Genomic DNA, 26,228 nt, shown 5'->3' with positions numbered 1-26,228 from the left:
ATCCACTACTGTGCGCAGGAGTCATGGACCGTCCCAATCCCCGTTCCCCCTTGGTGCTGGACACCAGGGAGCTCGTTCGGCGACCGGGCACGATGCAGGAACTCTCGCGCACGGTGACGTTGCCCGACGACCTCGGCACCGACGTCATCTCGATCAAGGCCGGCGAGCCGGTCCAGGTCGAGGTGCGCCTCGAGTCCGTCGTCGAAGGTGTCCTCGTCACGGGTTCGGTCAGTGGCACGGCGACCGGCGCCTGCGTGCGGTGCCTGGACCCTCTCGAGCTCGATGTCGAGGGGACCTTCCAGGAGCTGTTCGCCTACGCCGACCGGGCGGCGCACCACCACGAGGTGGGAGCCGACTCGGACGAGGACGAGGTGCACGAGCTGGTCGGTGACCTCATCGACCTCGAGCCCGTGCTCCGGGACGCTGTCGTGCCGACGCTGCCGTTCCAACCGGTGTGCCGGCCGGACTGCCCGGGGTTGTGTTCCGAGTGTGGGATGCACCTCGCGGAGGACCCGGACCATCATCATGAAGTGATCGACCCGAGGTGGTCGTCCCTCAGCGGACTGCTGGGGAACGACCCGCAAGAGAAGAGGAACTGACGTGGCTGTCCCGAAGCGGAAGATGTCGCGCTCCAACACCCGTTCGCGTCGTGCGAACTGGAAGGCAACGCCGACGACGCTCTCCACGTGCCCGCAGTGCGGTGCGGCGAACCAGCCGCACATCGCGTGCCCGTCGTGCGGCACGTACAAGGGCCGTCACTACGCCGCTGCCGAGCGCACCGAGCACCAGGCCTGATCACCTCGTGAGCAGCCCCGTGAGCGAAATCGGCGCTGGGGGTGTTCGGGCGGTGCCGCAGCGGCCCGTCGATGCTCTGACCGCCCACCTCCGCGAGGTGGTCGGGCAGGACATCGACGAGCCGCTGCTCCTGCGTGCCCTGACGCACCGGTCCTACGCCTACGAGAACGGCGGGCTGCCGAACAACGAGCGCCTCGAGTTCCTCGGCGACTCCGTCCTCGGACTGGTCGTGACCGAGTCGCTCTACCGCGAGCACCCCGACCTCGCCGAGGGCCAGCTGGCCAAGCTGCGCGCCGCCGTCGTCAACATGCGGGCGCTGGCCGACGTCGCCCGCACCTTCGACCTGGGCCGGTACGTCATGCTCGGCAAGGGCGAGGAGGCCACGGGCGGCCGCGACAAGGCCTCGATCCTGGCCGACACGCTCGAGGCCCTGATCGGCACGGTGTTCCTCTCGACGGACATCGAGCTCGCCGGCCGCTTCGTGCACCACCACTTCGACCCCATCATCGAGGAGGCGGCCACGCTCGGCGCCGGCCTCGACTGGAAGACGAGCCTGCAGGAGATGGCTGCCGGCTCGGCGCTCGGCTCGCCCGAGTACCGCGTGGACGAGCAGGGACCCGACCACGAGAAGGAGTTCCACGCCCGCGTGGTCGTCGGCGAGGAGGTCCTCGGCGAGGGCCACGGACGCTCCAAGAAGGAAGCCGAGCAGAAGGCGGCCAAGGAGGCGTGGCACACCCTCGACGGTCGTCGCACTGCCGACGCCGACGGGCCGAACGCCACGGACGCGTCCCACCCGTCCAACGGGTCGGTCGCCGGGGCCTGACCCGGTGCCGGAGCTGCCCGAGGTCGAGGTCGTCCGCCGTGGCCTCGACGAGCACGTCGTCGGCCGGCACGTCACGCGGGCTCGCATCACCGGGGTGAGGGTCGCCCGGCGTCACGACGCCGGACCCGAGGACCTGGCCCACCGCCTCCACGACGTCACGGTCACCGCTGCCTCGCGCCGCGGCAAGTACCTCTGGCTCGCCCTCGACGGGGAGGACGCCCTCATCGTCCACCTCGGGATGAGCGGGCAGATGCTCGTCGAGCCGGCCGAGGCGCCCCTCGAGAAGCACTGTCACGCCCGCTTCGACTTCGACGACGGCGGACCACAGCTGCGGTTCGTCGACCAGCGCACCTTCGGTGGCCTGGCGCTCTCGCACCTGCGGCCCGACGGCATCCCCGAGTCGGTGGCGCACATCGCTCCCGACCCCTTCGAGCTCGCCTACGACCAAGCTGCCGTCGTCCGCCGGATGAAGCAGCGGGACAGCGCCGTCAAGCGCGCCCTGCTCGACCAGACCCTGGTCTCGGGTATCGGCAACATCTACGCCGACGAGGCGCTGTGGCGCGCGAAGGTGCACGGCGAACGACTCTGCTCCTCGCTCACCAAGCCGGCGCTCACGCGCATCCTCGACCACGCGCGCGAGGTGATGGCCGAGGCGCTCGGCCAGGGCGGCACGAGCTTCGACGCGCTCTACGTCAACGTCAACGGCGCCAGCGGCTACTTCGACCGCTCGCTGCACGCCTACGGCCGCGCGGGCACGCCGTGTGACCGTTGCGGGGCCACGATGCGCCGTGAGCAGTTCATGAACCGCTCGTCGTTCTCGTGCCCGGTGTGCCAGCCGAGGCCGAGACGCCGCAACCCGTCCTGACCGTCGAGGTGACGGCGGACGGGCTGCAGGTGCTGCGGGGCGCGGACGCTCAGTGACCTGAAGGGCGGCGCCGGGGAGCCGGTCTGGTCGGGTCCTCGTGGGTGGGTTCGATGTGTTCGGGGACGATGATGGGCCGCAGCCGGGCCCACCCGATGAAGGCGGCGCTGATCACCAGCAGGACGATGCCGGCATACAGGTTGGCGTTGACGTTGCCGGTCTTGTCGTAGGCCTTGTCCGCGAAGATCCCCAGAAGCGTGAGGATCACGCCGTAGAGGCCGAGCAGGGCGCCGATGAAGTTGCGGATGTCGAAGGCGCCGGCGGTGTGCCGGCGGCCCTGCGTCTCGGAGGGAGCAGGGGCGTCGAGGTCGTGGGGGTCACTCATGTCGATGCTCCTGTCAGAACAAGAAGTTGAGGATGGTGACGAGGACGAGGGAGATGCCGGCGAGCGGCAGCGTGCGCCGGAACCACGGCAGCCGGTGCTCCTCCGGGTCGGTGAGGTCCTCCCGAGGCGTCTCGGAGTAGACGAGGCCGCGCAGCTCACCAGCCGGCTTGGGCTCGGTCACGAGTGACACGACGATGCTGAGCAGGATGTCGACGACGAAGGCTGCGGAGGCTGCGACGAAGGCCGCACCCTGGCCCTTCAGGGGGATGACCCCGAGGCTGAGGCTCCCGAACGCGTCCTCGCTGAGGAGGGCGACGACCACGGCCGACAGCGTTCCTGCCGAGAGGCCGACCCAGCCTGCGGTGGCCGTCATCCGCTTCCAGAACATGCCGAGGATGAAGGTCGCGAAGAGCGGCGCGTTGAAGAACCCGAACAGCGTCTGGAGGTAGTCCATGATGTTGCTGAACGAGCTCGCCACGACCGCCGTGAAGATGGCGATGACCGTTGCCCCGACCGTCGCGAGACGCCCGATGCGCAGGTAGTAGTCGTCGCTGTGGTCCTTGCGGATGTAGCGCTGCCACAGGTCGTAGCTGAAGACCGTGTTGAAGGCCGAGATGTTGGCGGCCATGCCGGCCATGAACGCGGCGAGCAGGCCGGCGATCGCGACGCCCAGCAGGCCGTTGGGCAGGATGTCGCGCATGAGCAGCAGGAGGGAGTCGTTGTACTTGACGCCCTCCCCGGAGGCGCCGCCGGGCGGTGAGCCGCCGGCCTTGAGCTCGGCGATCTCCTTGACGAGGACCGCGGCGATCATGCCCGGCACGATGACGATGAACGGCACGAACATCTTCGGGAAGGACCCGATGATGGGCGTCTTGCGGGCCGCCGAGATCGAGTTGGACGCCATGGCGCGCTGGACCTCGACGAAGTTCGTCGTCCAGTAGCCGAAGGAGAGCACGAAGCCCAGGCCGAACACGATGCCGACGACCGACCAGAACGGCGACTCGAAGCCGGAGAGCGCCTGACCCGGCCACGAGTGCAGCTGCTGCTCGGCGGGGGGGACGCCGGCCTTGATGGCGGCCGGGCTCGAGGCGAACTGGGTGATCTTGTCCTGCAGCCCGGACCAGCCACCGACGCGGTGCAGGCCGATGAGGGTCAGCGGCAGCAGCGCGGCCACGATGACGAAGAACTGGAGCACCTCGTTGTAGATGGCCGCCGAGAGGCCACCCAGCGTGATGTACGACAGGACGATCGCGGCTGCGACGAGCAGCGCCAGCCAGAGCGGCCAACCCAGCAGCGCGTGCACGATCGAGCCGAGCAGGTAGAGGTTGACGCCGGCGATGAGCAGCTGCGCGAAGGCGAAGCTGATCGCGTTGACGAGGTGGGCGCCCGTGCCGAAGCGGCGCCACATGAACTCCGGCACGGAGCGCACGCGCGAGCCGTAGTAGAAGGGCATCATCACCACGCCGAGGAAGAGCATGGCGGGGATGGCGCCGACCCAGAAGTAGTGCACGGTCGAGATGCCGATCTCGGCGCCGTTGGCCGACATGCCCATGATCTCGACGGCACCGAGGTTGGCCGAGATGAAGGCGAGGCCGGTGACCCAGGCCGGAAGCGAGCGGCCGGAGAGGAAGAAGTCGATGGAGTCGGAGACCGCGCGTCTGGCCATGACCCCGATGCCGAGGACGAAGACGAAGTAGAGCGCGATGATGACGTAGTCGACGGGATTGGCGCTGATCAGGGTGTCCGCCGTGGGCAGACCCGCCAGAGCGTGCATGGAATGAGTCCCTTCGTTGGGCAACGACTCACGCTAGCGCAGCGTGCGGCGCCGGGCGCGTCAGGACGGGTCGCGGGCCGGGGCCTCGGTGATGAGCCGCTTGAGGGGGACCGTGGCGTCGACAGCCGCGTCGGCTTCGATGGTCATACCCTTCTCGAGCGCTCGTTTCACCGCCAGGTAGTCGCCGGGGCTGCCGACCGACTCGACCGCGATGAGCAGGCCGTCGCGGTAGCTGAGCAGTGAGAAGCGCTCTGTGGCAACGTCGCCGCGCAGGACGGTGCGGTCCGCACCGTGGGGGAGCCCGGCCATCTGCAGCCGCAGGTCGCCCTGGTCGCTCCAGAACCACGGCACGCTGTCGTATGCCGCCGGGTGGCCTGCCAGGGCCGCGGCTGCCGCCCGCGCCTGGTCCGTCGCGTGCGCCACGCTCTCGAGCCGGGTGAGGCCGCCCAACCCGCGGCGGAAGGGGTTGGGGCCGACGGCGCAGTCCCCGGCTGCGACGGTGGCGCCGTCCGAGGCGAGGGCGCTCCGGTCCACGACGATGCCGCGCGGCTCGACGACCAGGCCGAGCTGCGCAGCGAGCTCGGTCCGCGGGACCACCCCGATGCCGACGACGACGACATCGGCGGGCAGCGTCGTCCCGTCCGTCAGCTCGATGCCCGCGGCCCGACCGTTCTCGACCACGACGCGTACGGCCCCGGTCTGCAGCAGCACCCGGGTGCCGCGGCGTTCGTGCGCCAGGCGGACCGCCTCGGCCAGCTCGGGGCTGACGGCGCGGTCGAGCAGGCGCGGAGCGACCTCGACGACCGTCACGTCGGCGCCGAGCAGCCGCGCCCCGGCGGCGATCTCGAGGCCGATGAAGCCACCGCCGACGACGACGACCTCGCGGGCCCGGCGCAGCTCCGGGGCCAGGCGGTCGGCGTCGGCGAGGGTGCGGATCGAGTGCAGGCCCGGGGTGGCACCAGGGGAGGCGGAGCCGCCCTCGCTCTCGTGATGCTCCTCGGCCACGGGGAGCGTCCGGTTGGCAGCGCCCGTGGTGAGCGCGAGGCGGTCGAACTCGAGCGTCCGACCCGAGGTCGTCGTGGCCCGGCCGCTCGCGATGTCGCGCTCGATGCCGACGACGGCGTCACCGGTCACCAGCTCGACGCCCCGGTCGGCGAACCAGCCCTCGTCGTGGAAGACGAGCGAGGCGCGGTCGTGCTCTCCCCGCAGGTAGCTCTTCGACAGCGGCGGCCGTTCGTAGGGCGGCTCCGGCTCGTCGCCGACGAGCACGACGGGCGCGGTGTCGCCGAGCTCCCGAAGGGCCGTCACGAGCGAGATGCCGGCCTGGCCCGCGCCGACGACGAGGGTCCTCGCAGGGCGTTCGTCCGTCATGCCGACACCTTAGGGCGAGGCTGGTAGGAGCCCGCAGGGCCGGGCTCAGCGCAGCACGTCGACCAGGTGCAGGCGCTCGGTGCCGTTCTTGACCGTCAGCTCCTTGACGACCCCGACGCCGCGTACGTAGTACTTGTTGTCGACGACGCCCGGTTCGAGGTCTGTCCGCTCCTCGGTGCGCAGGGCGTTGCGGAAGGTGCCGTAGGGCACGGTGACCGATGCGGCGGTCGTGAGGGCTCGGTAGCGGTCCTCGGCCTGTCCCTTGGCCCACTCCTGGCGGAACAGTCGACCGATCTCGGGCCCACGCTGCAGGTACACGCCCGGCTGGGCGCCGCCCACTCCGGCGTGGAAGGACCCGGACCGGTCCGTCACCTGCCCCTTGGAGTTCAGGACTGCGGTGTCCTCGCCGAAGTACCAGACGTTGCCGCAGCGGTCCTGCGCGTAGTAGTCGGTGGTGCGCTCCTCGAGGACGCCGCCCAGGAACAGGCGGTCCTGGAGCACCCTGGTCCTGACTCCGTCGATCTTCCTGGTCTGCCGGGAGACCGTGACGACGTCCAGCGCGGGCTGGTCGTCCTTCGTCCCCGTGTAGACGTAGGTGGTGCCCGGCCGAAGCGGGAACCAGGGGTTGGTGACGTCGGCCGAGAAGTCGGAAGGCTCGATCGTCGGGTGGTACGAGCTGCCCGGTCCGTAGGTCGGCAACGGGCATCGTCGATGCTCGCTCGCCTGGCTTGCCGTCGGGATCGTCATCGTCGCCGTGACGAGTGCCGCGGCGCACGCAGCCCTCGTGAGGTTGGTCATCGGCATGGGGTTCCTCCACGGTGGTTGGACGATTCCCCTGACCGTTCGAGGCGACGTCCAAGGCTACGCCCGCGGTCCGAGAGGCACACCCCCTGCTGGCTGCATGACAGGGTGGCCCCATGACCTGGTCGCCCGCGAACCCCGAGTCCGTCTTCACCTACGGTGCGCCCTCGCTGAAGTTCGGAGCCGGTGCCGCGGACGAGATCGGGCACGACCTGCTCGGGCTGGGCGCGGGCCGCGTGCTCGTCGTCACCGACCCGGGGGTGCTCGCGACCGGGTGGCCCGACCGGGTCGCGGAGGGGATCCGGGGCTTCGGGCTCGAGGCGGTCGTGCACGACTCGGCCCACGTGGAGCCGACCGACGCCAGCCTCGTCGCCGCGGCGGAGCGAGCTCGCGCCGACGGGCCGTTCGACGGCTACGTCGCCGTCGGCGGTGGGTCCTCCATCGACACGGCCAAGGCGGTCGACCTGTTGCTCAGCGACGGCGGCGACCTCATGGACTACGTCAACGCACCCGTGGGCGCGGCCCGCGCGCCGACCCGGCCGCTCGCCCCGCTGGTCGCGGTGCCGACGACGACCGGCACCGGGGCGGAGAGCACGACCATCTGCGTCCTGGACGTCCTCTCGCTCAAGGTCAAGACCGGCATCAGCCACGTCCGGCTCCGGCCGAGCCTGGCGGTCGTCGACCCCAGGCTCACCGCCAGCCAGCCGGCCGGCGTCACCGCGAGCGCCGGCATGGACATCCTGTGCCATGCGCTCGAGAGCTGGACCGCTCGGCCGTTCACGACCTACGAGCGCAAGCAGCCGGGGGAGCGGGTGCCCTACTGCGGCAGCAACCCGATCGCCGACATGTGGTCGGAACGTGCCATGTCGTTGCTGGCGAAGGCGTTCCGCGCCGCGGTGCGGGACGGCTCCGACGAGGGCGCCCGCGGCGACATGGCCCTCGCGGCGACGTTCGCGGGTCTGGGCTTCGGCAACGCGGGGGTCCACGTACCGCACGCCAACGCGTACCCCGTCGCGGGGCGGGTCCGGGACTTCCACCCGGACGACTACCCCTGCGAGGAGCCGATGGTGCCGCACGGCATGGCCGTCGCGCTGACGGCGCCCGAGGCCTTCCGGTGGACCTTCGAGGCCGACCCCGAGCGTCACCTTGCGGCCGCCCGGCTGCTCGACCCCGGCCACGGTGGGCGGTGGGCGGGGGAGCAGCGCGACGTGCTGCCCGGCGTTCTCGTCGACCTCATGCGCGACATCGGCATGCCGAACGGCCTGCACGCCGTGGGCTACGGCGAGGGCGACGTCGACGACCTCGTCGAGGGAGCGCTCAAGCAGCAGCGCCTGCTCGCGACCAGCCCTCGGGAGGTTGGGGCGGCCGACCTCGCCGGCATCGTGACACGCTCGCTGCAGCTGTGGGAGTAGCCGTTCGGCCCCGGCGGGAGGAACGCGGCATACAGTGCCGTCTGTGACGACCCAGCCGACCCATCTGCCCCTGCCCCTGTCGAGCGACTGGCTCGAGTGGGTCGGCGAGCGGGGCGAGCAGCAGCTCGCCCTCACGCGCTCGCTCGTCGAGGGGCTGCGCAACGACCCGCCGAGCGAGCCACTCGAGGTGCTCCGCGTCTGGAACGACGCCCAGACGGCGCTGTCCAACGCCGCGTCGGTCGGCTCCCTCTTCTCCGAGGTGCACCCGGACCCCGCCGTGCGCGAACGCGCGGAGTCGGTGGCCCAGCAGGTCCAGAAGCTCGACACCGACCTCGGGCTCGACACCGGCCTGTATGCCGTCCTGGCCGGCCTCGACGCCAGCGGGCTCGACCCCGACGCCGGGCGCGTGCTCGAGCGCACGCTGCGCGACTTCCACCGCTCCGGCGTGGACCGCGACGAGGTCGCGCGGGACCGGCTGCGCGAGCTGAGCGAGCGCGAGATCCTGCTCAGCCAGGAGTTCAGCAAGAACATCCGCGAGGACGTCCGCAGCATCCGCGTCACCCCCGACCAGCTCGCGGGCCTGCCCCAGGACTGGGTCGACGCGCACCCCGTCGACGAGGACGGGATGGTGACGGTGACCACCGACTACCCGGACCTCGTCCCCTTCCGCACCTTCGCGCACGACGCGCAGGCCCGGCGCGACCTGGTGACCCAGTTCCTCACCATCGCGTGGCCCGCCAACGACCGCGTGCTGCAGGACCTCTTCGCGGCGCGCCGCGAGCACGCCGCGCTGCTCGGCTACGCCTCGTGGGCCGACTTCGACGCCGAGGTCAAGATGATCTGCACCGGCGCGGCCGTCGCCGAGTTCATCGACCGCATCACCGAGCTCTCCACGGCCAGCGCCGAGCGCGACAAGCAGGTGCTGCTGGAGCGACTGCGCCGGGACCGCCCCGAGGCCACCGACATCGACGGCGCCGACGTGGCGTACTACTCCGAGCTGGTGCGCAAGGAGGACCTCGCCGTCGACGCCCAGAAGGTGCGCACCTACTTCCCGTTCGAGGCAGTCCGCCAGGGACTGCTCGACGTCGCCGGCCGGCTCTTCGGCCTGGAGTGGACCCCCGTGCCGGCCGAGGACGCCCGGACCTGGCACGAGGAGGTCGCCACCTTCGACGTCTCCTTCGGCGGCGAGCGCATCGGCCGGATCCACCTCGACCTGCACCCGCGCGACGGCAAGTACAAGCACGCGGCCCAGTTCGACCTCGTCCGGGGGGTTGCGGGCGCGCAGCTGCCCGAGGGCGTGCTCGTCTGCAACTTCAACCGGGGCCTGATGGAGCACGACGAGGTCGTGACGCTCTTCCACGAGTTCGGCCACCTCGTGCACCACATCCTCGCCGGGCGCACCGAGTGGGTGCGCTTCTCGGGCGTCGCCACCGAGTGGGACTTCGTCGAGGCCCCGAGCCAGATGCTCGAGGAGTGGGCGTGGGACCCCGAGGTCCTCGCCACCTTCGCACGTGACGCCGAGGGCGAGAAGATCCCCGCCGAGCTCGTGCACGCCATGCGCCGGGCCGACGACTTCGGCAAGGGCTACGACGCACGCACGCAGATGTTCTACGCCGCCCTGTCCTACGACTTCCACGTGCACGAGACCGATGACCTCACGGCCCGCCTGCGCGAGCTCATGGGCCGCTACTCCGTCTTCCCGTACCTGGAGGGCACGCACATGCAGTGCCACTTCGGGCACCTCGACGGCTACAGCTCCGCCTACTACACCTACATGTGGTCCCTCGTCATCGCGAAGGACATGTTCTCCGCCTTCGACCGTGGCGACCTCTTCGACCCGGAGGTTGCCGGGGCCTACCGCGACAAGGTGCTCGCCCAGGGGGGTCGGCGCGACGCCGCCGACCTCGTCGAGGACTTCCTCGGCCGTCCCTACACCTTCGACGCGTATGCCGCGTGGCTCGCCGAGTGACCAGGTCGGTGATGGGGCGAGCGGACGTGGTCGTCACCGCGCTGGCGGTCTATCCCGTGAAGTCGCTGGTCGGCGTGTCCGTGCAGGACGCGGTCGTCGAGGCGCAGGGCCTGCGCGGCGACCGACGGTGGGCGGTTGTGGACGAGGAGGGCACGAAGGTCACGGCGCGCGAGGAGCACGGGCTGCTCGGCCTGCGGGCCGAGCCGCTGCCGGAAGGCGCGATCCGGCTGACGGGGCCCGGTGCGGAGCCCCTGACGGTGGAGGTGCCGTCGCGTGCCACCCCCGTGCCGGTCCGCTTCTCCGGCCAGGACGAGGCGAGGCCGGCCGGCTCCGACGCGAACGCCTGGCTGTCCGCGCGGGTCGGTCGACCCCTGCGGCTGGTGTGGCAGGACGACGACACCGTCCGGCCCATCCGGCCCGAGATGGGCGGGCGGACGGGAGACCGCAACTCGCTCTCGGACGCCGCGCCGCTGCACGTGACGTCGGAGGCGTCGCTGCGCCGGCTGGGTGACTGGCTGCTCGAGACGGCTGCCGAGCGTGGGGAGGAGCCGGGTGACCCCGTCGAGCACGACCGGTTCCGGCCCAACGTGGTCGTGGCGGGAGGCGAGGCGTTCGCCGAGGACTCGTGGTCCTCGGTGCGCATCGGCGACGTGCCCTTCCGCCGCACCATGGTGTGCGACCGCTGCGTCATGACGACGATCGACCGGAACGACCTGCGCACCCGCAAGGAGCCGATCCGCACGCTGGCCCGCCACCGGAAGTGGGACGGGGCGACGTGGTTCGGCATCAGGCTCACCCCGGTGCTGCCGCTGGCGCCCGGCGCCACCATCCGCGCCGGCGATCCCGTCGTGGCGGTCTGAACGCCGACGCCGCATCCACCTGTGGCCCTCCCCGGTCGGGCAGCGGCCTCAGGGGATCGGGAGCTCCCTGAGCACGACCTTCTTGCCGGTGTGGCGCTCGGAGAGGTCGGCCAGGGCCTGCCGCACCGTCTTGGAGAACAGGTGCGCGCCCGTGATCGTCGGGTGGATCCGGTCGGACTGCACCTGCTCGGGGTGGGCCCGGATCGCGTCGGCCCAGTCGGCGACCACGACGTTGGACCGGCCGCGGGCCACGAGCTCGAGCGTCGCGTTGTCGGAGTCGACGCGGGAGAAGGGAGCCATGATGTTGACGAGGACCACCATGCGCTTGGGGCCCAGGGTGTCGAGGACCTGCTTGACGGCGTCCTCGTCGACGCCGGCGTTGGTGCCGAACGCCAGGACGACCGCGCGCCGGTTGTCCGAGCCGCGCGCCCTCACCTGCGCGAGCCCGTCGGACCACCGGCGGTTGGACTTGGCGTCGATGCGGATGCCCGGGAAGTAGTAGCGCAGCGCCTGCAGGCTGCCGACCATGATGGAGTCGCCGTAGGCGTCGATCTCGGGTCCGCTCGGCATGGCGAACGACGCCTTCGTGGCTGAGGGACCGCTCGGGGTGCCCGAGGCTGACGGCGCCGTCGCGCCCGGCGTGGAAGGCATGCTCGGCACGCCGGACGAGGCGGTGGAGGGGGCGCCCGAGGGGGGCGCCTGCGGGTCTGCGGCCGCCTCGTTCTCGGCGAGCATCTGAGCCGTCTGGCTCTGGTCGGGCGCCGTGAGCACGATGACGCCGGTCGCGAGCGCGAGGACGGCGACGACGACGGCCACGACGCGCCGGCCGCGCAGGGTCAGCCGGGAGACGCCACGGCGGAGGGCGACCGCGACGCCGCGGAAGCCGAGGGTGCGGAACGGTGTCTCGACGAAGCGGAAGGTCAGGTCGGCGAGGGCGATGGTCACGAGCACGCACCACAGCCGGGTCAGCAGGTGCGAGACGGTGCCGGGAGCCGACGGGTTGTCGAGGGCGACCAGCAGGATGACCGGCCAGTGCCAGAGGTAGATGGAGTACGAGCGGGCACCCACCCAGCCGGCCGCCGGGTGGCGCATGGCGCGCGTGACCAGCCCCGGCCCGCCCGGGCGCCGCTCGACCACGCCCATGACGAGCACGGCGGTGGCCACCGAGGCCAGGAGGATGCCGCCTCGGAAGGTCCAGGCCGACTGCTCGTCGAGGAGGGCCATCTCGGCCAGGAGGACCAGGAGGGCCAGCGGGACGGCATACGGCCCGAGCCGTCCCCATCGGGAGGGGGCGACCCGGGGCGCCAGCCGCGGGCTGGCCCACGCGAAGGCGAGGGCCGCCCCCGCCATCAGGCCCATGACGTGCGTGTCCGTGCCGTAGTAGACGCGCGTGCCGTCGCTGCCGGGGGAGAAGAACGCCGCCATCAGCAGCGACGAGGCCAGCCCCACCGCGACGGCCGCACCGACTCGCACCCGGCTCGACACGGCTAGCAGGGCCAGCGTCAGCAGCGGCCACACGAGGTAGAACTGCTCCTCGACCGCGAGGGACCAGAAGTTCATGAAGAGCTGCGGCGCGGTCTGGTCGAAGTAGCTCGTGCCGGCGGTGATCTCGACCCAGTTGGTCGAGAAGGTGAGCGCGCCGAGGATCTCGCGGCCGATGTCGACGAGCAGGTCCTGGCTGACGGCCCGGGCGATGAGCACGCTGGTGACGACACACAGCACGAGGGCCGGCAGCAGCCTGCGGGCCCGGCGGAGCCAGAACTGCGAGAGCCGGACACGTCCCGTGCTCTCGTGCTCGCGCACGAGCAGGGTCGTGATGAGGAAGCCCGACACGACGAAGAACACGTCGACGCCGAGGAAGCCGCCGGGGAGCCACGAGGCGTTGAGGTGGTAGACGAGGACCGCGACGATGGCGAGGGCCCGCAGGCCGTCGAGTCCCTCGATGCGCCCGGGCCGCCCGGGGGAGCCGGGCGAACCCCCTCGCGCGCGCCCGGATCGGGGACTGGCCCCCGTGGCCGTGTCGGCGGTCTGACCCGTGCCAGCCGCCCGTGAAATCGCCGACGTCGACACGTCGCTCCTTCCGTGGCCTCGGTGCGTGGAGTCACCGCTCTGCCTGCGGCGAGCATAGTTACGGTCGGTGACGGTCTTGCGGCGCCACGCGGCATACCGTGTGGGGATGGACCAGGCGGCGAAGCACGGCGCGCACGGCTCCGGAGTGGGCCGGTGAGCGAGCCCGCGAACGGACGGGCCGTGCGTGCGACCATGTTCGTCCGGGGATCGGTGCAGGGCGTCGGCTTCCGTTGGTGGACCCGCGCCCGGGCGCTCGAGCTCGGGCTCGTCGGGCACGCGCGCAACACCTCCGACGGCCGGGTCGAGGTGGTGGCGCAGGGCAGCGCGGACGCCGTGGCCGCGCTCGAGGCCCTGCTGCGAGAGTCGCCCTCCACGACCCGGCGACCAGGACGCGTCGAGAGCGTCGTCGTGCAGCCGGGCGTTCCGAAGGACGGAACCAGCGGCTTCGTCGAACGCTGAGCGCCCTACTCTGACCCGGTGAGCGACGATCCGGTGAGCGACGTGCCCGAGGTGCCTGCAGAGCTGGCCCGGCTGCGCAGCAGCATCGACAACATCGACGCCGCGCTCGTGCACCTGCTCGCCGAGCGCTTCAAGTGCACGCAGCAGGTGGGTCGCCTCAAGGCCGAGCAGCACCTTCCCCCGGCCGACCCACGGCGCGAGGAGCAGCAGATCGCCCGGCTGCGGGCGCTCGCCGACAGCGCGGGACTCGACCCCGTCTTCGCCGAGGCGTTCCTGAACTTCATCATCGCGGAGGTGATCCACCACCACGAGCGCATCGCCAACGGCAGCTCGTAGACGCCACGGACGACCGGTGCGCCAGGAGCTCAGTAGAGCGTGGCGTCCTGGCGCTCGTCGAGCGCTGCGTCGTACGCGGCCGCCTCGGCATCGGTGGCGAACCCTCCGGCCTCTCGGGTCATGTCTCCCGCGGTGGGCAGGGTCCGGGGTTCGACGCGGGAGCCAGGGTCCCAGAGCCGGCTGCGCTTGACCGCGCGGGCGCACTGGAAGTAGACGCGCTCGACGGTGATGACGAGGACGGACGCCGGGCGGGTGCCCCCGACCTCGTGGCGTCCCAGCTCATCGGGGTCGGTCGAGACGATGGCCGTGCCCCGCACCCGCAGCTCCTCACCGAGCCCGGGCACGAGGAAGAGGAGGCCGACCCGGGGGTCGGCGACGAGGTTGCGCAGCGTGTCGAGGCGGTTGTTGCCGCGCCGGTCGGGGATCACGAGGGTGCGCTCGTCCCGGACCACGACGAAGCCCGGGCGGTCGCCGCGTGGCGACTGGTCCAGGCCTCCGTCACCCACCGTGGCGACCACGACGAACGGGGCGGCCTCGATGATCCGCCGGTGGCTGCGCGTGAGCACCCGCGACTCCTTGGCGAGCAGCGAGTTCGGTGCCGGCGGAGTGGGGTAGACCTCGAGTAGCCGCTCGAGCGAGGTGACGCGGTGCTCGTGCTGGGCGGCGGTCCCCGGCCGCGCGTCGTCTTCCACCCGTCCACGGTATGCCGTCCGCGCGCGTCGGGTGCGGACGCTCGCCTCCACGAGGCGCGGCCTCCCTGCTAGTACGCTGACCGGGATCGCCGCAGGCTGGACAAAGGATTTCTCGGGTCGTGTACGTCAAGAGCCTCACGCTGAAGGGCTTCAAGTCCTTCGCCTCCGCGACCCACATGCGCCTCGAGCCGGGCATCACCTGCATCGTGGGACCCAACGGCTCGGGCAAGAGCAACGTCGTCGACGCCCTCGCCTGGGTGATGGGCGAGCAGGGCGCGAAGTCGCTGCGTGGCGGCAAGATGGAGGACGTCATCTTCGCCGGCACGGCGGGTCGCGCGCCGCTGGGCCGCGCCGAGGTGGCCCTCACCATCGACAACACCGACGGCGCGCTGCCGATCGACTACACCGAGGTGACGATCGCGCGCACGATGTTCCGCAATGGCGGCTCGGAGTACGCGATCAACGGCACCCCGTGCCGCCTGCTCGACGTGCAGGAGCTGCTCTCGGACAGCGGCATCGGCCGCGAGATGCACGTCATCGTCGGCCAGGGCCAGCTCGACACGGTGCTGCGGGCCACGCCCGAGGAGCGTCGCGGCTTCATCGAGGAGGCGGCCGGCGTCCTCAAGCACCGCAAGCGCAAGGAGCGCGCACTGCGCAAGCTCGACACGATGGAGGCCAACCTCACCCGGGTGCAGGACCTCACCGGCGAGATCCGCCGCCAGCTCGGGCCACTGGGGCGCCAGGCGGAGACGGCGCGCAAGGCCGCCGTCATCCAGACCGATGCCCGCGACGCGCGCCTGCGGCTGCTCGCGGACGACCTCGTGCAGCTGACGTCGACCCTCGAGCAGGAGGTCGCCGACGAGTCGGCCCTCATCGAGAGGCGCGCCGAGGTCGAGGAGTCGATCGCGGGGCTGGCCGAGCGGCTCGCGGCCCTCGAGGCAGCCGCCGAGGCGGCCCGCCCGGCGCTGACCCGGGCGCAGGACGAGTACGTCTCGCTCGGCCGACTCGTGGAGCGCATGGCCTCCACGCGCTCGCTCGCCGCCGAGCGCGTACGCCTGCTCAGCGAGGACGACGAGCCCGAGGCCCCCGGCCAGGGCCGCGACCCGGAGCAGCTGCGTGCGCAGGCTGCAGAGGTGCGCGAGCAGGAGGCGTTCCTCCTCGAGGAGATCGCCGAGGCCAAGGCCGCCCTCGAGGAGGCGGTGCTGTCTCGCACCGATGCCGAACGCAGCCACGCGGAGGAGATCTCACGCCTGCAGCGGGAGGTGCGGGCCGCGGCCGACCGTCGTGAGGGCCTGGCCAAGCTGGGCGGCCAGGTCGGCGCCCGGGCCTCGCGCATCGAGGCCCGCGAGGCCGAGGTCGGACGCCTGCGCAGCACCATCGAGGCGGCGCAGGCACGCGCCGCCGAGGCCGAGCGCGAGTTCTCCCGACTGGAGGCGAGCGTCGCCCAGGACGAGGAGGGCGAGGAGGGCCTCGACACCGCCTACGAGGAGGCGGCGGCGCGGCTCGAGGCGGCCGAGGCGGAGCTGGCGCGCTGGAAGGAGGCGGAAGCCACCGCCGAGCGGGCCCGCACCACCGCAGCAGCCCGCGTGGAGGCGCTCGGGCTCAGCCTGAGCCGCAAGGACGGGGCTGCGGCCCTGCTCGCCGCCGCCGACGAGGGCCACGAGATCCTCGGCTCGGTGGCCTCGCTCGTTACCGTCGAGCCGGGCCTCGAGAACGCCGTCGCCGCCGCCCTCGGGTCGGCCGCCGAGGCGCTGGCCGTCGGATCGCTCGATGCTGCGGCCGCGGCACTGGACGCCCTGCGCGACGGTGACCACGGGCGCGCCAGCCTGCTCGTGGCCGAGTCGGCCACGTCCGTGGACCCTGCAGCCTGGCCGGTGCTCGACGACGGAGCCCGGTGGGCCCGCGACGTCGTCTCGTGCCCCGAGAGCGTGCGCCCGGCGGTCGACCAGGTGCTCGACCGGGTCGCGCTCGTCGCGGATGTGCAGCAGGCCAAGGCGCTGCTGCGCGCCCATGCGGGGGTGACCGCGGTGACGCGCGGTGGCGACGTCTACGCCCCCGGCACCGTCCGCGGTGGCAGCACCACCGCGCCGAGCCTGCTCGAGCTGCAGGCGGCCCTCGACGACGCGCAGGACGCCATGGCGCGGGCCACCCGTGAGGGGGAGGAGGCGCGCTTCCGCGTCGCAGGGGCCGAAGCCGCCCGCGCAGAGCTCTCCGACTCCGTGGAGGCAGCCCTCGAACGGCTCAACGAGAGCGACGCCCGGATGGCGGCCATCGCCGAGAAGCTCGGCTCGCTCGGCCAGACCCTGCGGGCGGCGCGGGCGGAGGTCGAGCGCACCGAGAAGGCCGTCGCCGACGCCGCCGGGGCGCTCGAGACCGACCGGGCCGAGCACGCCGCGCTGCTCGAGCGGCTGGAGGCCGCGAGCGGCGAGGGCGACTTCGCCGAGGAGCCGTCCACCGAGGAGCGCGACCGCCTCGAGGCCCTGGCCCGCGAGGCCCGCGCCGCCGAGACCGACCTGCGCCTCGGGCTGCGCACCCGCGAGGAACGCGCCCGCGCCCTCAAGGACCGCGCCGACGCCCTCGAGCGCGGGGCCCGTCACGAGGAGGAGAGTCGCCAGCGTCTCGCCGAGAAGCGCGCGCGCCGCCGCCGGGAGGCCGCCGTGGCCGAGGCGGTGCGGACCGCCGCCGCGTGGGCTCACGACTTGCTCGCCGAGTCGGCCGACCAGGCCGGACGGGCTCGGGCCGCGGGGGAGGCCGAGCGCACCGAGCGCGACGCCGAGCTCGCTGTCGTGCGACGCGACGTCGCGACCCTGCAGGCCGAGCTGCGCGAGCTGACCGACACCGTGCACCGCGACGAGGTGGCCCGCACCCAGCAGCGCCTGCGCATCGAGCAGCTCGAGACCAGGGCGGTCGAGGAGCTCGGCATCGCGCCGGCCGACCTCGTCGAGGAGTACGGGCCGCACCAACCGGTCCCCGCCGTGCCCGACCCCGACGCCGACCCGGACCGGGCCCAGCCCGAGCCGGTCCCCTTCGTGCGCGAGGCGCAGGAGAAGCGGCTGCGCCAGGCCGAGCGCAAGCTGAGCGCGTTGGGCCGGATCAACCCGCTCGCCCTCGAGGAGTTCAGTGCCCTCGAGGAGCGGCACAAGTTCCTCACCGAGCAGCTGGAGGACCTCAAGAACAGCAAGCGCGACCTGCTCGACATCGTCAAGGAGGTCGACGAGCGCGTCCAGCGGGTCTTCGCCGAGGCGTTCGAGGACACCGCCGTGCAGTTCGAGCGCGTCTTCCAGCGCCTCTTCCCGGGCGGCGAGGGGCGCCTGGTGCTCACCGACCCGTCCAACATGCTGACCACCGGCCTCGAGGTCGAGGCCCGTCCGCCCGGCAAGAAGATCAAGCGACTGTCGTTGCTCTCCGGTGGCGAGCGCTCACTGGTGGCCGTGGCGCTTCTCGTCGCGATCTTCAAGGCCCGGCCCTCGCCGTTCTACATCATGGACGAGGTCGAGGCGGCGCTCGATGACGCCAACCTCGGCCGGCTGATCACGCTCTTCGAGGAGCTGCGCGACAGCTCGCAGCTCATCGTCATCACGCACCAGAAGAAGACGATGGAGATCGCGGACGCGCTCTATGGCGTCAGCATGCGTGGCGACGGGGTCACGACGGTCGTGTCCCAGCGCATCCGCGACGTCGCGGACCGCTCCGCCTGAGCACACGGCATACGACCTCTCCGGTTCGTCTGCCGGACGTCGCCGGGTGCCCGACGGACGGCCATGTAGCCGTTGCCGAATCTTCATCCGCGGTTGTTTGCGTCACACCAGTCACATCAGTCACTCTTCTCCCATGGTCTTCCTTGTCATCTCGATGCTCGTCGTCACCGTGCTCGGTGTCGCGGTCGTCGGCGTCGTGGCGGTGCCCGCGCACCGCGGCGGCCGAGACCTGCTCACCGCCAAGGGGGAAGGGGTCGCACGCTCGGCACGTCGCCGTGCGGGCACCCTCCACCGTCGCGTCACCGCCCGGCTGCCCTGAGCGCCTCGCTTCCCCGGCCCGGTGGCCGCAGGTGCGTCCGATTGCTCTGCGTCAGACACCTTTGTCTATGCTTCGGCACATAAGCGAAGACGAGTTGACGCAGGGGTGCAATGAACGTCAGCGGAGATCCACGACCCGCGAGAAGCTGGATCCGAGTCAGCCGTCTGGGCGGGCTGCTGGCCCTCGGCCTGCTCACGATGACGATGGTGGCTCCACGGTTCACGGCCATCCCGTACTCCCGGCCGGCTGCGCTCGCGAGCTTCGCGGTGCTGGCCGTGGCGACCTGGGTCCTGCTGCGCCGAGGCGGCCTGCCGTCCGACCGCTTGGCGCGCCGCCTGGCCCTACCGGTCGGGGTGGCGTGCACGGCGCTCTCGGCGTTTGTGGGCTACGCCACCTACTACGTCACCACCTGGGACTCGAAACTCATCCAGAACCTCGTGGCAAGAGCGCCCGAGCAGGTCTCCGCGTACGAGATCGCGTACCTCTCGCGATATCCCAACAACGACCTCCTGCTCATGCTGGCGCGCCAGGCCCACCGCTTGGCCGAGGCGACCGGCCTGGACTACGGCACCGTCTTCCTCGCCTTCCAGGTCGTCTTCCTCGCCGTGACCCTCGCGGGGGTGTACCGGCTCTGCCTTCTGATGGGAGACCACACCACCGCGCTCGCGGCCATGGTGCTCGTGACCCTCCTCGTGGGGCTGAGCCCGTGGATGGCCGTGCCCTACACCGACGTGCCCTCCATGTGGACGCCTGTCTGGGCGATCTACTGCGTGATCCGCGCTCACCGGGCGCGCAATCGACGCACGACAGGGGCATGGGCGCTTGCCGCCGGAGGCATCCTGGCGATCGGTGTCGCCCTCAAGACGACCCCTCTCGTGGTGATCGTCGCGGCGACCCTGTGGTTCGTGGCCGTGGCTCTTGGTGATCGCGACCGCAGGACGTGGATCGCCTGCACGGTGCGCGTCGGCTGCCTGGCTGCTGGCGTCGCCATCGGCATGCTCATGAGCGGCCCCCTGGTGGCGCGCTGGGCCGAGCCACCTGCCACCACCCACGGTGTGAGCGCCTCGGTCTGGCACTACGTCGCCAGTGGGATCCGGGTCCAGGTCGGACCGAACCACAACCGCATCTTCGGCGGCTACGACCGACCGACCAACAGCGCGACGTTCGGCAAGCCGACCCCGGTCCAGGACCGCATCTCCAAGCACATGATCAGTGCCGAGCTCAAGCGTCGCGGGGTGCTCGGCACGCTCGCGTTCGAGGTCAACAAGCTCGACTTCAACTGGGGAGACGGCATGCTCTGGGCGTACGGCGAGGGCAGCGACCTGTCGCGCCGACCGGTGCACCATGGTCAGCCCTTCGAGACGGTCCAATCGTGGAACTCTCCGAGTGGGCAGCTCTTCGGTCCGAGGGTGGCACTCACCCAGGCCCTCTGGTGGCTGGTCCTCGCTCTCGCCGCGGTGGGATGGCTGCGTGGACGGGTGACGGCCGAGTCGCTGCTCCTGCTCGTGACCCTCGTCGGCGTGGCCGCCTTCACCCTGCTCTTCCAGGGCCGGTCCCGCTACCTCATCACCTATGTCCCTCTGCTGGCGGTCGCCGCGCTGTGGTGGACCGCAGACGTACGACCCCACGTGGCCGCCGGCAGAAGGCGCGTGGCGGCCGGTGGGAGGGCCGTCCGAGCGGCGACAGCGCGCGGTCGGCACCGTCGCCGGCCGTGGTTGGATGGCTGACGTGGACACAGTCTTGATCTACGTCATCGTCGGCGTCATCGTCCTGCTCGGAGCGATCGCCTACGGCGTGAGCCTGATCGCCGGGCGGCGTGGCACGCTCGAGCGGGAGGCCGCGCCCGCGCGGCCAGGGCTGCCCACCGAGGACCTCGATCGTCAGCCACCCGGCGACACCACCGGCACCGCCGACACCGTGGCCCCGCCGGAGCACCCCGGTGCCCCGGCCACCGTCGAGGTCGAGCCAGAGCCGGAGGTCGCGCCCGCACCGCCGCAGCCGACGGTCGAGCGTCCCGCCTCCGCCCGCGGCCGCCTCCAGCGCCTGCGCGCCCGCCTCGCACGCTCCAACTCCTCCATCGGACAGGGCCTGCTCGCCCTGCTCTCGCGCGGGAAGCTCGACGAGGAGACCTGGGAGGAGGTCGAGGACACCCTCATCTCCTCCGACCTCGGCGTCGAGGCGAGCATGGAGCTCGTCGAGTCGCTGCGCACCCGTGTCAAGGTCGACGGCGCCACCGACGAGGCCACCGTCCGCGGCTGGCTCCGCGAGGACCTGCTCTCCCTCGTCCAGCCAGACATGGACCGCCGCATCACGAGCACCCGTGTGGGCGACCGCCCCGCCGTCATCCTGGTCGTCGGCGTCAACGGCACCGGCAAGACGACCACCGTCGGCAAGCTCGCCCGCGTCCTCGTCGCCGAGGACCGCGAGGTGCTCCTCGGTGCGGCGGACACCTTCCGCGCCGCCGCCGCCGACCAGCTCGAGACCTGGGGTGCCCGTGTCGGCGTGCCCACCGTGCGTTCGGACAAGGACGGCGCCGACCCCGCCGCCGTGGCCTTCGATGCCGTGAAAGCCGGCATCGAGGAGGAGGTCGACGTCGTCATCATCGACACGGCCGGCCGCCTGCACAACAAGGTCGGCCTCATGGACGAGCTCGGCAAGGTCAAGCGCGTCATCGAGAAGCAGAGCGAGATCGACGAGGTGCTCCTCGTCCTCGACGCGACCACCGGCCAGAACGGTCTCCAACAGGCCAAGGTCTTCTCCGAGGCCGTGGACGTCACCGGCATCGTGCTGACCAAGCTCGACGGCACCGCCAAGGGCGGCATCGTCGTGGCCGTCCAGCGCCAGCTCGGCGTCCCGGTCAAGCTCGTCGGCCTCGGCGAGGGGCCCGACGACCTCGCCCCCTTCGACCCCGAGGCCTTCGTCGACGCCATCGTCAACTGAGCCGCACGCGAGCCGCTCGGACGAGCCGCGCCCGGATGAGCCGGCCGGGCCGGGCGGCTCCGGTGTGTCCGGAGCCCGTCCACCATCCGGACGGTCCCGGTGGACGAAACCGTCTGCTAACACCGCCACGGTGGAGTTGACACGGTCGTAACACAGGACGAGGCCCGCTGAAATTCGGCCCGTCCATCGTTTCGGCCATGAGCGCACTTACCTTCGTGACGGCAGACACGCCGTTCACCGACAGCGGGAACACCGCGTGGGTCCTCGCAGCAGCCGCCCTGGTGCTGTTCATGACCCCTGGTCTCGCCCTCTTCTACGGCGGCATGGTCCGCACCAAGAGCGTCCTCAACATGATGATGATGTCGTTCATCACCATGGGCACGGTCGGCACGGTGTGGATCCTCTGGGGCTACAGCGAGACGTTCGGCAACGACCTCGGCGGTGGTCTCCTCGGCAACCCCTTCGAACACTTCGGGCTCAAGGGCGTGCTCGATGCCATCTACGGCTACGTCCCCGCTGACGCGGCAGCCGGCACGCCGGCGGCAGGGGGCATCCCCGGTGGCGCCTTCGTCGCCTTCCAGGTCGTCTTCGCGATCATCGCCGTGGCCCTCGTCTCGGGCGCGATCGCCGACCGGGCCAAGTTCGTCACGTGGACCGTCTTCACGGTGATCTGGGCGACGCTCGTCTACTTCCCCGCGGCCCACTGGGTCTTCGCCTTCAGCGGCTTCGCGGCCGAGACGGGCGGCTGGATCGCCAACAAGGCCGAGGGACTCTTCCTCGGTGGCGCCGGCGCCTACGACTTCGCGGGCGGCACGGCCATCCACATCAACGCCGGTGTCGCGGGCCTCGCCCTCGCGATCCTGCTCCGGAAGCGGGTCGGGTGGCCCAAGGAGCCGATGCGTCCGCACAACCTGACCCTGGTCATGATCGGTGCCGGCATCCTGTGGTTCGGCTGGTTCGGCTTCAACGCCGGCTCGGCCCTGAGCGCAGGCACGCTGGCCGCCGGCGTCTGGGTCAACACCCTCGGCGCCACCTGCACCGCCATGCTCGGCTGGCTCATCACGGAGAAGATCCGCGACGGCCACGCCACCTCGCTCGGTGCGGCCTCCGGTGTCGTCGCCGGCCTCGTGGCCATCACCCCCGCCTGCGCCACCGTCTCCCCGTGGGGTGCTCTCGTCGTCGGTCTCGCGGCCGGTGTGGGCTGTGCCCTCGCGGTCGGCCTCAAGTTCCGCTTCGGCTTCGATGACAGCCTCGACGTGGTCGGCGTGCACCTCGTCGGTGGCCTCATCGGCACCCTGCTCATCGGCTTCCTCGCCGACGCCACCAACAGCCCGACCGGCACGGCCGGCCTCACGATGAACGACGGTCTCCTCTTCGGCGGCGGCTTCGGACAGCTCGGGGCCCAGACCCTGGGGGCCTTCGCGGTGCTCGCCTACTCCTTCGTGGTGACCTTCGCCATCGGCTGGGTCCTGCACAAGACCATGGGCTTCACCATCTCCGAGGAGGAGGAGGTCAGCGGTATCGACCTGCTGGAGCACGCGGAGACCGCGTACGACCTCGGCTCGTTCACGGGTGGCAGCCGTAGCCTGCCCACCTCGGGCGTCGTGGCCGAACGAACCCGACAGGCCGTCGCCGACGAGCCGTCCTCCAAGGAAGGGGCAAGCGCGTGAAGCTCATCACCGCCATCATCAAGCCGCACCAGCTCGACGAGGTGAAGGAGGCCCTCGAGGCCTTCGGCGTCGCCGGCATGACGATCAGCGAGGCGAGCGGCTACGGCCGCCAGCGCGGCCACAGCGAGGTCTACCGCGGTGCCGAGTACACCGTCGACTTCGTGCCGAAGGTCCGCCTCGAGGTGCTCGTCGACGACGTGGACGCCTCCGACGTCCTCGACGTCATCCTCAAGGCGGCCCAGACCGGTCGCATCGGTGACGGCAAGATCTGGTCGGTTCCCGTGGACGAGGTGGTCAGGGTCCGCACCGGCGAGCGGGGTGTGGCCGCCCTCTGAGGGCGGTCCACGCCGGGAGCATCGACCAGCAGCACCGACCAGCACCGACCAGCATCGACCAGCACCGACCAGCAGCACCCACCGGTACCACCGGTGTGAAGCACCACTGGCGGCGGGGCCCGAGCGCCTCTCCACCAGCACCGAGAGACCGAACCGAGGGGACGGCGGGACCTGACATGACGGACGTGACCACCAGACGTCTGGACCTCGCCGGCACCCGCAGCTTCGCGACGCCCGGCGCCGGACCGACCCGGCGCCGGGCGCTCGCGGAGTTCGGCTTCGGCTGGCTGCAGGAGCTCTGGCGCGAGGCCTGCGCGGGGCGGCGGCACGAGGGCGTCGCCCTCGCCGCCGTCGGCTCCCTGGCCCGTGGCGACGGGGGGCCGCTCAGCGACTACGACCTCGTCCTCGTGCACCACCCACGGGGCCTGTCGGGCAAGGAGGTCGGCGCCTTCGCCGACAAGCTCTGGTACCCGATCTGGGACGCCGGAGTACGCCTCGACCACAGCGTCCGCACCGTGGCCGACTGCCGGGCGGTCGCCTCGGACGACCTGACCGCGGCGGTCGGCCTGCTCGACCTGACGCACGTCGCCGGGGACGCCGACGTCGTCAACGCGGCACGCTCGACCGTGGCCCACGACTGGCGCGCCAACGCGCGCACGCGGCTCGGGGAGATGCAGGAGTCGGTGGTGCAGCGCCACGCCCGGCAAGGCGACCTGGCCCACCTCATCGAGCCGGACCTCAAGGAGGCCCACGGCGGGCTGCGCGACATGTCGGTCCTGCGGGCGCTGACGGCGGCCTGGCTGACCGACCGCCCGCACGGCGACGTCGACGACGCGTACGAGCGCATCCTCGACGTGCGCGACGCCATCCACGTCGTGACCGGGCGGGGGCGCGACCGGCTCACCCGCGACGACCAGGACGCGTGCGCTGCCCTCCTCGGCCACCGCGACGCGGACGACCTGCTCACCGAGCTCTCGACGTCGGCGCGGGCCATCGCGTATGCCGTCGACGGCACCCTGCGCCGGTCCGTGCAGTCCCAGCGCGCCCGGACCCTGCGCGTCGGCCCCCGCCGCCCGCAGCTCGCCCCGCTCGGCTACGGTCTGTACCGCCACGACGGGGAGGCGGTCCTCGGACCCTCGGCCGACCTGTCGTCGGACCCCGTCGTCCCGCTGCGTGCAGCCGTCGTGGCCGCACGCGGCGGCATGCCCCTTTCGCCGGCAACCCTGAGCAACCTCGCGGCGAACGCGCCCGCGCTTTCCGAGCCGTGGCCCGAGGTGGCGCGCAACCTCTTCGCCGATCTGCTCGCGACCGGGCCCGGGCTCGTCACGGTGTGGGAGGGGCTCGACCTGGCCGGCGTCGTCGAGCGGTGGATCCCCGAGTGGCGAGCCGTGCGCAGCCGCCCCCAGCGCAACGCCGTCCACCGGCACACCGTCGACCGGCACCTCGTCGAGACCGTCGTCGCCGCCAGCGGGATGGTGCGCGACGTCGCGCGTCCCGACCTGCTCATGCTCGCGGCGGCGCTGCACGACATCGGCAAGGTGGCCGACTCGCGCGACCACTCCGCGACCGGCGCCCAGCTCGCCGACACCGTGCTCCAGCGGATGGGCGTCCCGGACGCGGACCGGCACACGGTCGTCCGTCTCGTCCGCCAGCACCTGACCCTCGTCGACCTCGCAACGCGCCGCGACCCCGAGGACCCGGCGACGATCGCGGCACTCTCCGAAGCCGTCGACGGCTCGGTCGCGACGCTCGACCTGCTCCGCGCGCTGACCGAGGCAGACGCCTCAGCAGCGGGCCCCAAGGCGTGGAGCGACTGGCGCGCCAGCCTCGTGCAGCGGCTCTACGAGACCTGCCGAGCCGCCCTGACCGCCCAGACCCCGGAGGAGAGGGCCCTCGCCGTGGAACCCACCGACGCCCTGGCGCTGTCCGCCGACGCCCTCGAGCGGGTGGCGACCGGCGATGCCTACGTCACCGTGACCTCGCTCGGCGGAGCGCACCGGCTCGACGTCGTCGACCGCGACCGCGCCGGCCTGTTCGCGGACACCGCGGGGCTCCTCGCAGCGCACGGCTTCGTCGTGCGCTCGGCCATCGTGCGCACCCTCGACGGACTCGCGGTCAACGAGTGGTGGGTCGACTCGCCGGGCGGTGAGACCCCGCTGCCCGAGGCCATCGCCCGTGACCTCAGGCGCGTGGCCGCCGGCGACCGAGCACCCCTCGGGCGGCTGCAGCGCCGCAGGACCGCGGCCGTGCGCAGCCCCGGCTCCGGCTCGGTCGACTCGACGCGGGCGATGGTCATCACGAGCGCCTCGGACACCGCCACGGTCATCGAGGTGCGCGCCACCGACCGCCCGGGGCTGCTGCAGGACATCGGCATCACGCTCGCCCGCGCGTCCCTGTCGGTGCGCTCCGCGCACATCGCCACGTATGCCGGCCAGACCCTGGACACCTTCTACGTGACCGAGTTCGGTGGCGGGCAGCTCGCGCCGGCGCGGGCCGCCCAGGCCGTCGCGATGATCATCGACACCTGCGACGCCGACTGACCGCCATCGCGTCCTGCGTCCCGCCCCGGTGCCGGGACGTGTGACGGGATGCAGGGCTGCCGCCGCCCCGGCCCGTGCGCTGCACGGGTCGAGCGTCCCGTCGACGCTCCCGCCGCA

General features: G+C 71.9%; 22 protein-coding genes. 16 read left to right on the top strand and 6 right to left on the bottom strand.

Annotation, left to right across the window (positions count from 1 at the left end; translation table 11 throughout):
* The first annotated feature begins 23 nt into the window (after positions 1–23).
* From LQK93_RS02240 to mutM, 4 genes are read left to right on the top strand one after another with little or no spacing between them, the layout of a single operon-like run.
* The gene (locus tag LQK93_RS02240) at positions 24–599 is read left to right on the top strand and encodes a DUF177 domain-containing protein (protein WP_374969954.1); all 576 of its coding nucleotides are present in this window, start codon (positions 24–26) and stop codon (positions 597–599) included.
* A gap of 1 nt (position 600) precedes the next feature.
* The gene (gene rpmF / locus LQK93_RS02235; RefSeq protein WP_142184271.1) at positions 601–795 is read left to right on the top strand and encodes a 50S ribosomal protein L32; all 195 of its coding nucleotides are present in this window, start codon (positions 601–603) and stop codon (positions 793–795) included.
* 52 nt (positions 796–847) lie between these two features.
* Complete coding sequence (gene rnc, locus LQK93_RS02230) at positions 848–1,618, top strand: ribonuclease III (protein WP_374971436.1); 771 nt, start codon at positions 848–850, stop codon at positions 1,616–1,618.
* A 4-nt stretch (positions 1,619–1,622) separates the two neighbouring features.
* A complete protein-coding gene (mutM, locus tag LQK93_RS02225; protein WP_374969953.1) occupies positions 1,623–2,483 on the top strand; it encodes a bifunctional DNA-formamidopyrimidine glycosylase/DNA-(apurinic or apyrimidinic site) lyase in 861 nt (286 codons plus the stop codon).
* A gap of 49 nt (positions 2,484–2,532) precedes the next feature.
* Here mutM and LQK93_RS02220 read toward each other — a convergent pair whose 3' ends face one another.
* The 4 genes from LQK93_RS02220 to LQK93_RS02205 are packed head-to-tail and all read right to left on the bottom strand — an operon-like array spanning position 2,533 to position 6,814.
* Positions 2,533–2,865 carry a hypothetical protein gene (locus tag LQK93_RS02220; RefSeq protein ID WP_374969952.1) on the bottom strand — a complete coding sequence of 111 codons (333 nt, stop codon included), beginning with the start codon at positions 2,863–2,865 and terminating at the stop codon, positions 2,533–2,535.
* A gap of 13 nt (positions 2,866–2,878) precedes the next feature.
* Positions 2,879–4,639 (bottom strand): sodium:solute symporter family protein, encoded by a 1,761-nt coding sequence (locus LQK93_RS02215; RefSeq protein ID WP_374969951.1) that lies wholly within the window; start codon positions 4,637–4,639, stop codon positions 2,879–2,881.
* Between the two features lie 60 nt (positions 4,640–4,699).
* Positions 4,700–6,010, bottom strand: a complete 1,311-nt coding sequence (locus LQK93_RS02210; RefSeq protein WP_374969950.1) for an NAD(P)/FAD-dependent oxidoreductase — start codon at positions 6,008–6,010, stop codon at positions 4,700–4,702.
* Positions 6,011–6,055: 45 nt separating this feature from the next.
* Positions 6,056–6,814 carry a hypothetical protein gene (locus LQK93_RS02205; protein WP_374969949.1) on the bottom strand — a complete coding sequence of 253 codons (759 nt, stop codon included), beginning with the start codon at positions 6,812–6,814 and terminating at the stop codon, positions 6,056–6,058.
* 113 nt (positions 6,815–6,927) lie between these two features.
* Between LQK93_RS02205 and LQK93_RS02200 the strand changes: the two genes are divergently transcribed.
* From LQK93_RS02200 to LQK93_RS02190, 3 genes are read left to right on the top strand one after another with little or no spacing between them, the layout of a single operon-like run.
* On the top strand, positions 6,928–8,223 hold the full coding sequence (locus LQK93_RS02200; protein WP_374969948.1) for a hydroxyacid-oxoacid transhydrogenase: 1,296 nt from the start codon (positions 6,928–6,930) through the stop codon (positions 8,221–8,223).
* Positions 8,224–8,266: 43 nt separating this feature from the next.
* Positions 8,267–10,192 carry a M3 family metallopeptidase gene (locus LQK93_RS02195; protein WP_374969947.1) on the top strand — a complete coding sequence of 642 codons (1,926 nt, stop codon included), beginning with the start codon at positions 8,267–8,269 and terminating at the stop codon, positions 10,190–10,192.
* Positions 10,193–10,203: 11 nt separating this feature from the next.
* Positions 10,204–11,052 carry an MOSC domain-containing protein gene (locus tag LQK93_RS02190; RefSeq protein ID WP_374969946.1) on the top strand — a complete coding sequence of 283 codons (849 nt, stop codon included), beginning with the start codon at positions 10,204–10,206 and terminating at the stop codon, positions 11,050–11,052.
* Between the two features lie 48 nt (positions 11,053–11,100).
* Here LQK93_RS02190 and LQK93_RS02185 read toward each other — a convergent pair whose 3' ends face one another.
* Positions 11,101–13,122 (bottom strand): acyltransferase family protein, encoded by a 2,022-nt coding sequence (locus LQK93_RS02185; protein ID WP_374969945.1) that lies wholly within the window; start codon positions 13,120–13,122, stop codon positions 11,101–11,103.
* Positions 13,123–13,275: 153 nt separating this feature from the next.
* Here LQK93_RS02185 and LQK93_RS02180 point away from each other — a divergent pair, with 153 nt between their 5' ends.
* Both LQK93_RS02180 and LQK93_RS02175 read left to right on the top strand, forming a co-directional pair.
* Complete coding sequence (locus LQK93_RS02180) at positions 13,276–13,581, top strand: acylphosphatase (protein ID WP_374969944.1); 306 nt, start codon at positions 13,276–13,278, stop codon at positions 13,579–13,581.
* Positions 13,582–13,614: 33 nt separating this feature from the next.
* Positions 13,615–13,917: a chorismate mutase gene (locus LQK93_RS02175; protein ID WP_374971435.1), complete on the top strand. Its 303-nt coding sequence runs from the start codon at positions 13,615–13,617 to the stop codon at positions 13,915–13,917.
* Between the two features lie 29 nt (positions 13,918–13,946).
* Here LQK93_RS02175 and LQK93_RS02170 read toward each other — a convergent pair whose 3' ends face one another.
* On the bottom strand, positions 13,947–14,609 hold the full coding sequence (locus LQK93_RS02170) for an MSMEG_1061 family FMN-dependent PPOX-type flavoprotein (RefSeq protein ID WP_374969943.1): 663 nt from the start codon (positions 14,607–14,609) through the stop codon (positions 13,947–13,949).
* Positions 14,610–14,728: 119 nt separating this feature from the next.
* On the opposite strand from LQK93_RS02170, the gene smc reads away from it, so the two are divergent.
* The 7 genes from smc (at position 14,729) to LQK93_RS02135 (ending at position 26,111) form a co-directional block, all read left to right on the top strand.
* Positions 14,729–18,307 carry a chromosome segregation protein SMC gene (smc, locus tag LQK93_RS02165; RefSeq protein WP_374969942.1) on the top strand — a complete coding sequence of 1,193 codons (3,579 nt, stop codon included), beginning with the start codon at positions 14,729–14,731 and terminating at the stop codon, positions 18,305–18,307.
* A gap of 133 nt (positions 18,308–18,440) precedes the next feature.
* Positions 18,441–18,626 (top strand): hypothetical protein, encoded by a 186-nt coding sequence (locus LQK93_RS02160; RefSeq protein WP_374969941.1) that lies wholly within the window; start codon positions 18,441–18,443, stop codon positions 18,624–18,626.
* Between the two features lie 110 nt (positions 18,627–18,736).
* Positions 18,737–20,353 (top strand): glycosyltransferase family 39 protein, encoded by a 1,617-nt coding sequence (locus LQK93_RS02155; protein WP_374969940.1) that lies wholly within the window; start codon positions 18,737–18,739, stop codon positions 20,351–20,353.
* A complete protein-coding gene (gene ftsY, locus LQK93_RS02150) occupies positions 20,346–21,566 on the top strand; it encodes a signal recognition particle-docking protein FtsY (RefSeq protein ID WP_374969939.1) in 1,221 nt (406 codons plus the stop codon). The genes LQK93_RS02155 and ftsY overlap by 8 nt, the downstream gene beginning before the upstream one ends.
* Before the next feature lie 197 nt (positions 21,567–21,763).
* The gene (locus LQK93_RS02145; RefSeq protein WP_374969938.1) at positions 21,764–23,236 is read left to right on the top strand and encodes an ammonium transporter; all 1,473 of its coding nucleotides are present in this window, start codon (positions 21,764–21,766) and stop codon (positions 23,234–23,236) included.
* The gene (locus LQK93_RS02140) at positions 23,233–23,571 is read left to right on the top strand and encodes a P-II family nitrogen regulator (RefSeq protein WP_374969937.1); all 339 of its coding nucleotides are present in this window, start codon (positions 23,233–23,235) and stop codon (positions 23,569–23,571) included. Before LQK93_RS02145 ends, LQK93_RS02140 begins: the two co-directional genes overlap by 4 nt.
* A gap of 176 nt (positions 23,572–23,747) precedes the next feature.
* Entirely contained in the window at positions 23,748–26,111 is a 2,364-nt protein-coding gene (locus tag LQK93_RS02135; RefSeq protein ID WP_374969936.1) for a [protein-PII] uridylyltransferase, read from the top strand.
* The last annotated feature ends 117 nt before the right edge of the window (positions 26,112–26,228 follow it).

The sequence above is a fragment of the Terrabacter sp. BE26 genome, from assembly GCF_041941675.1.
Taxonomy (GTDB): Bacteria; Actinomycetota; Actinomycetes; order Actinomycetales; family Dermatophilaceae; genus Terrabacter.
The sequence above is the reverse complement of the archived record's forward strand: the minus strand, read 5'-3'. Positions and strand labels throughout refer to the sequence as shown.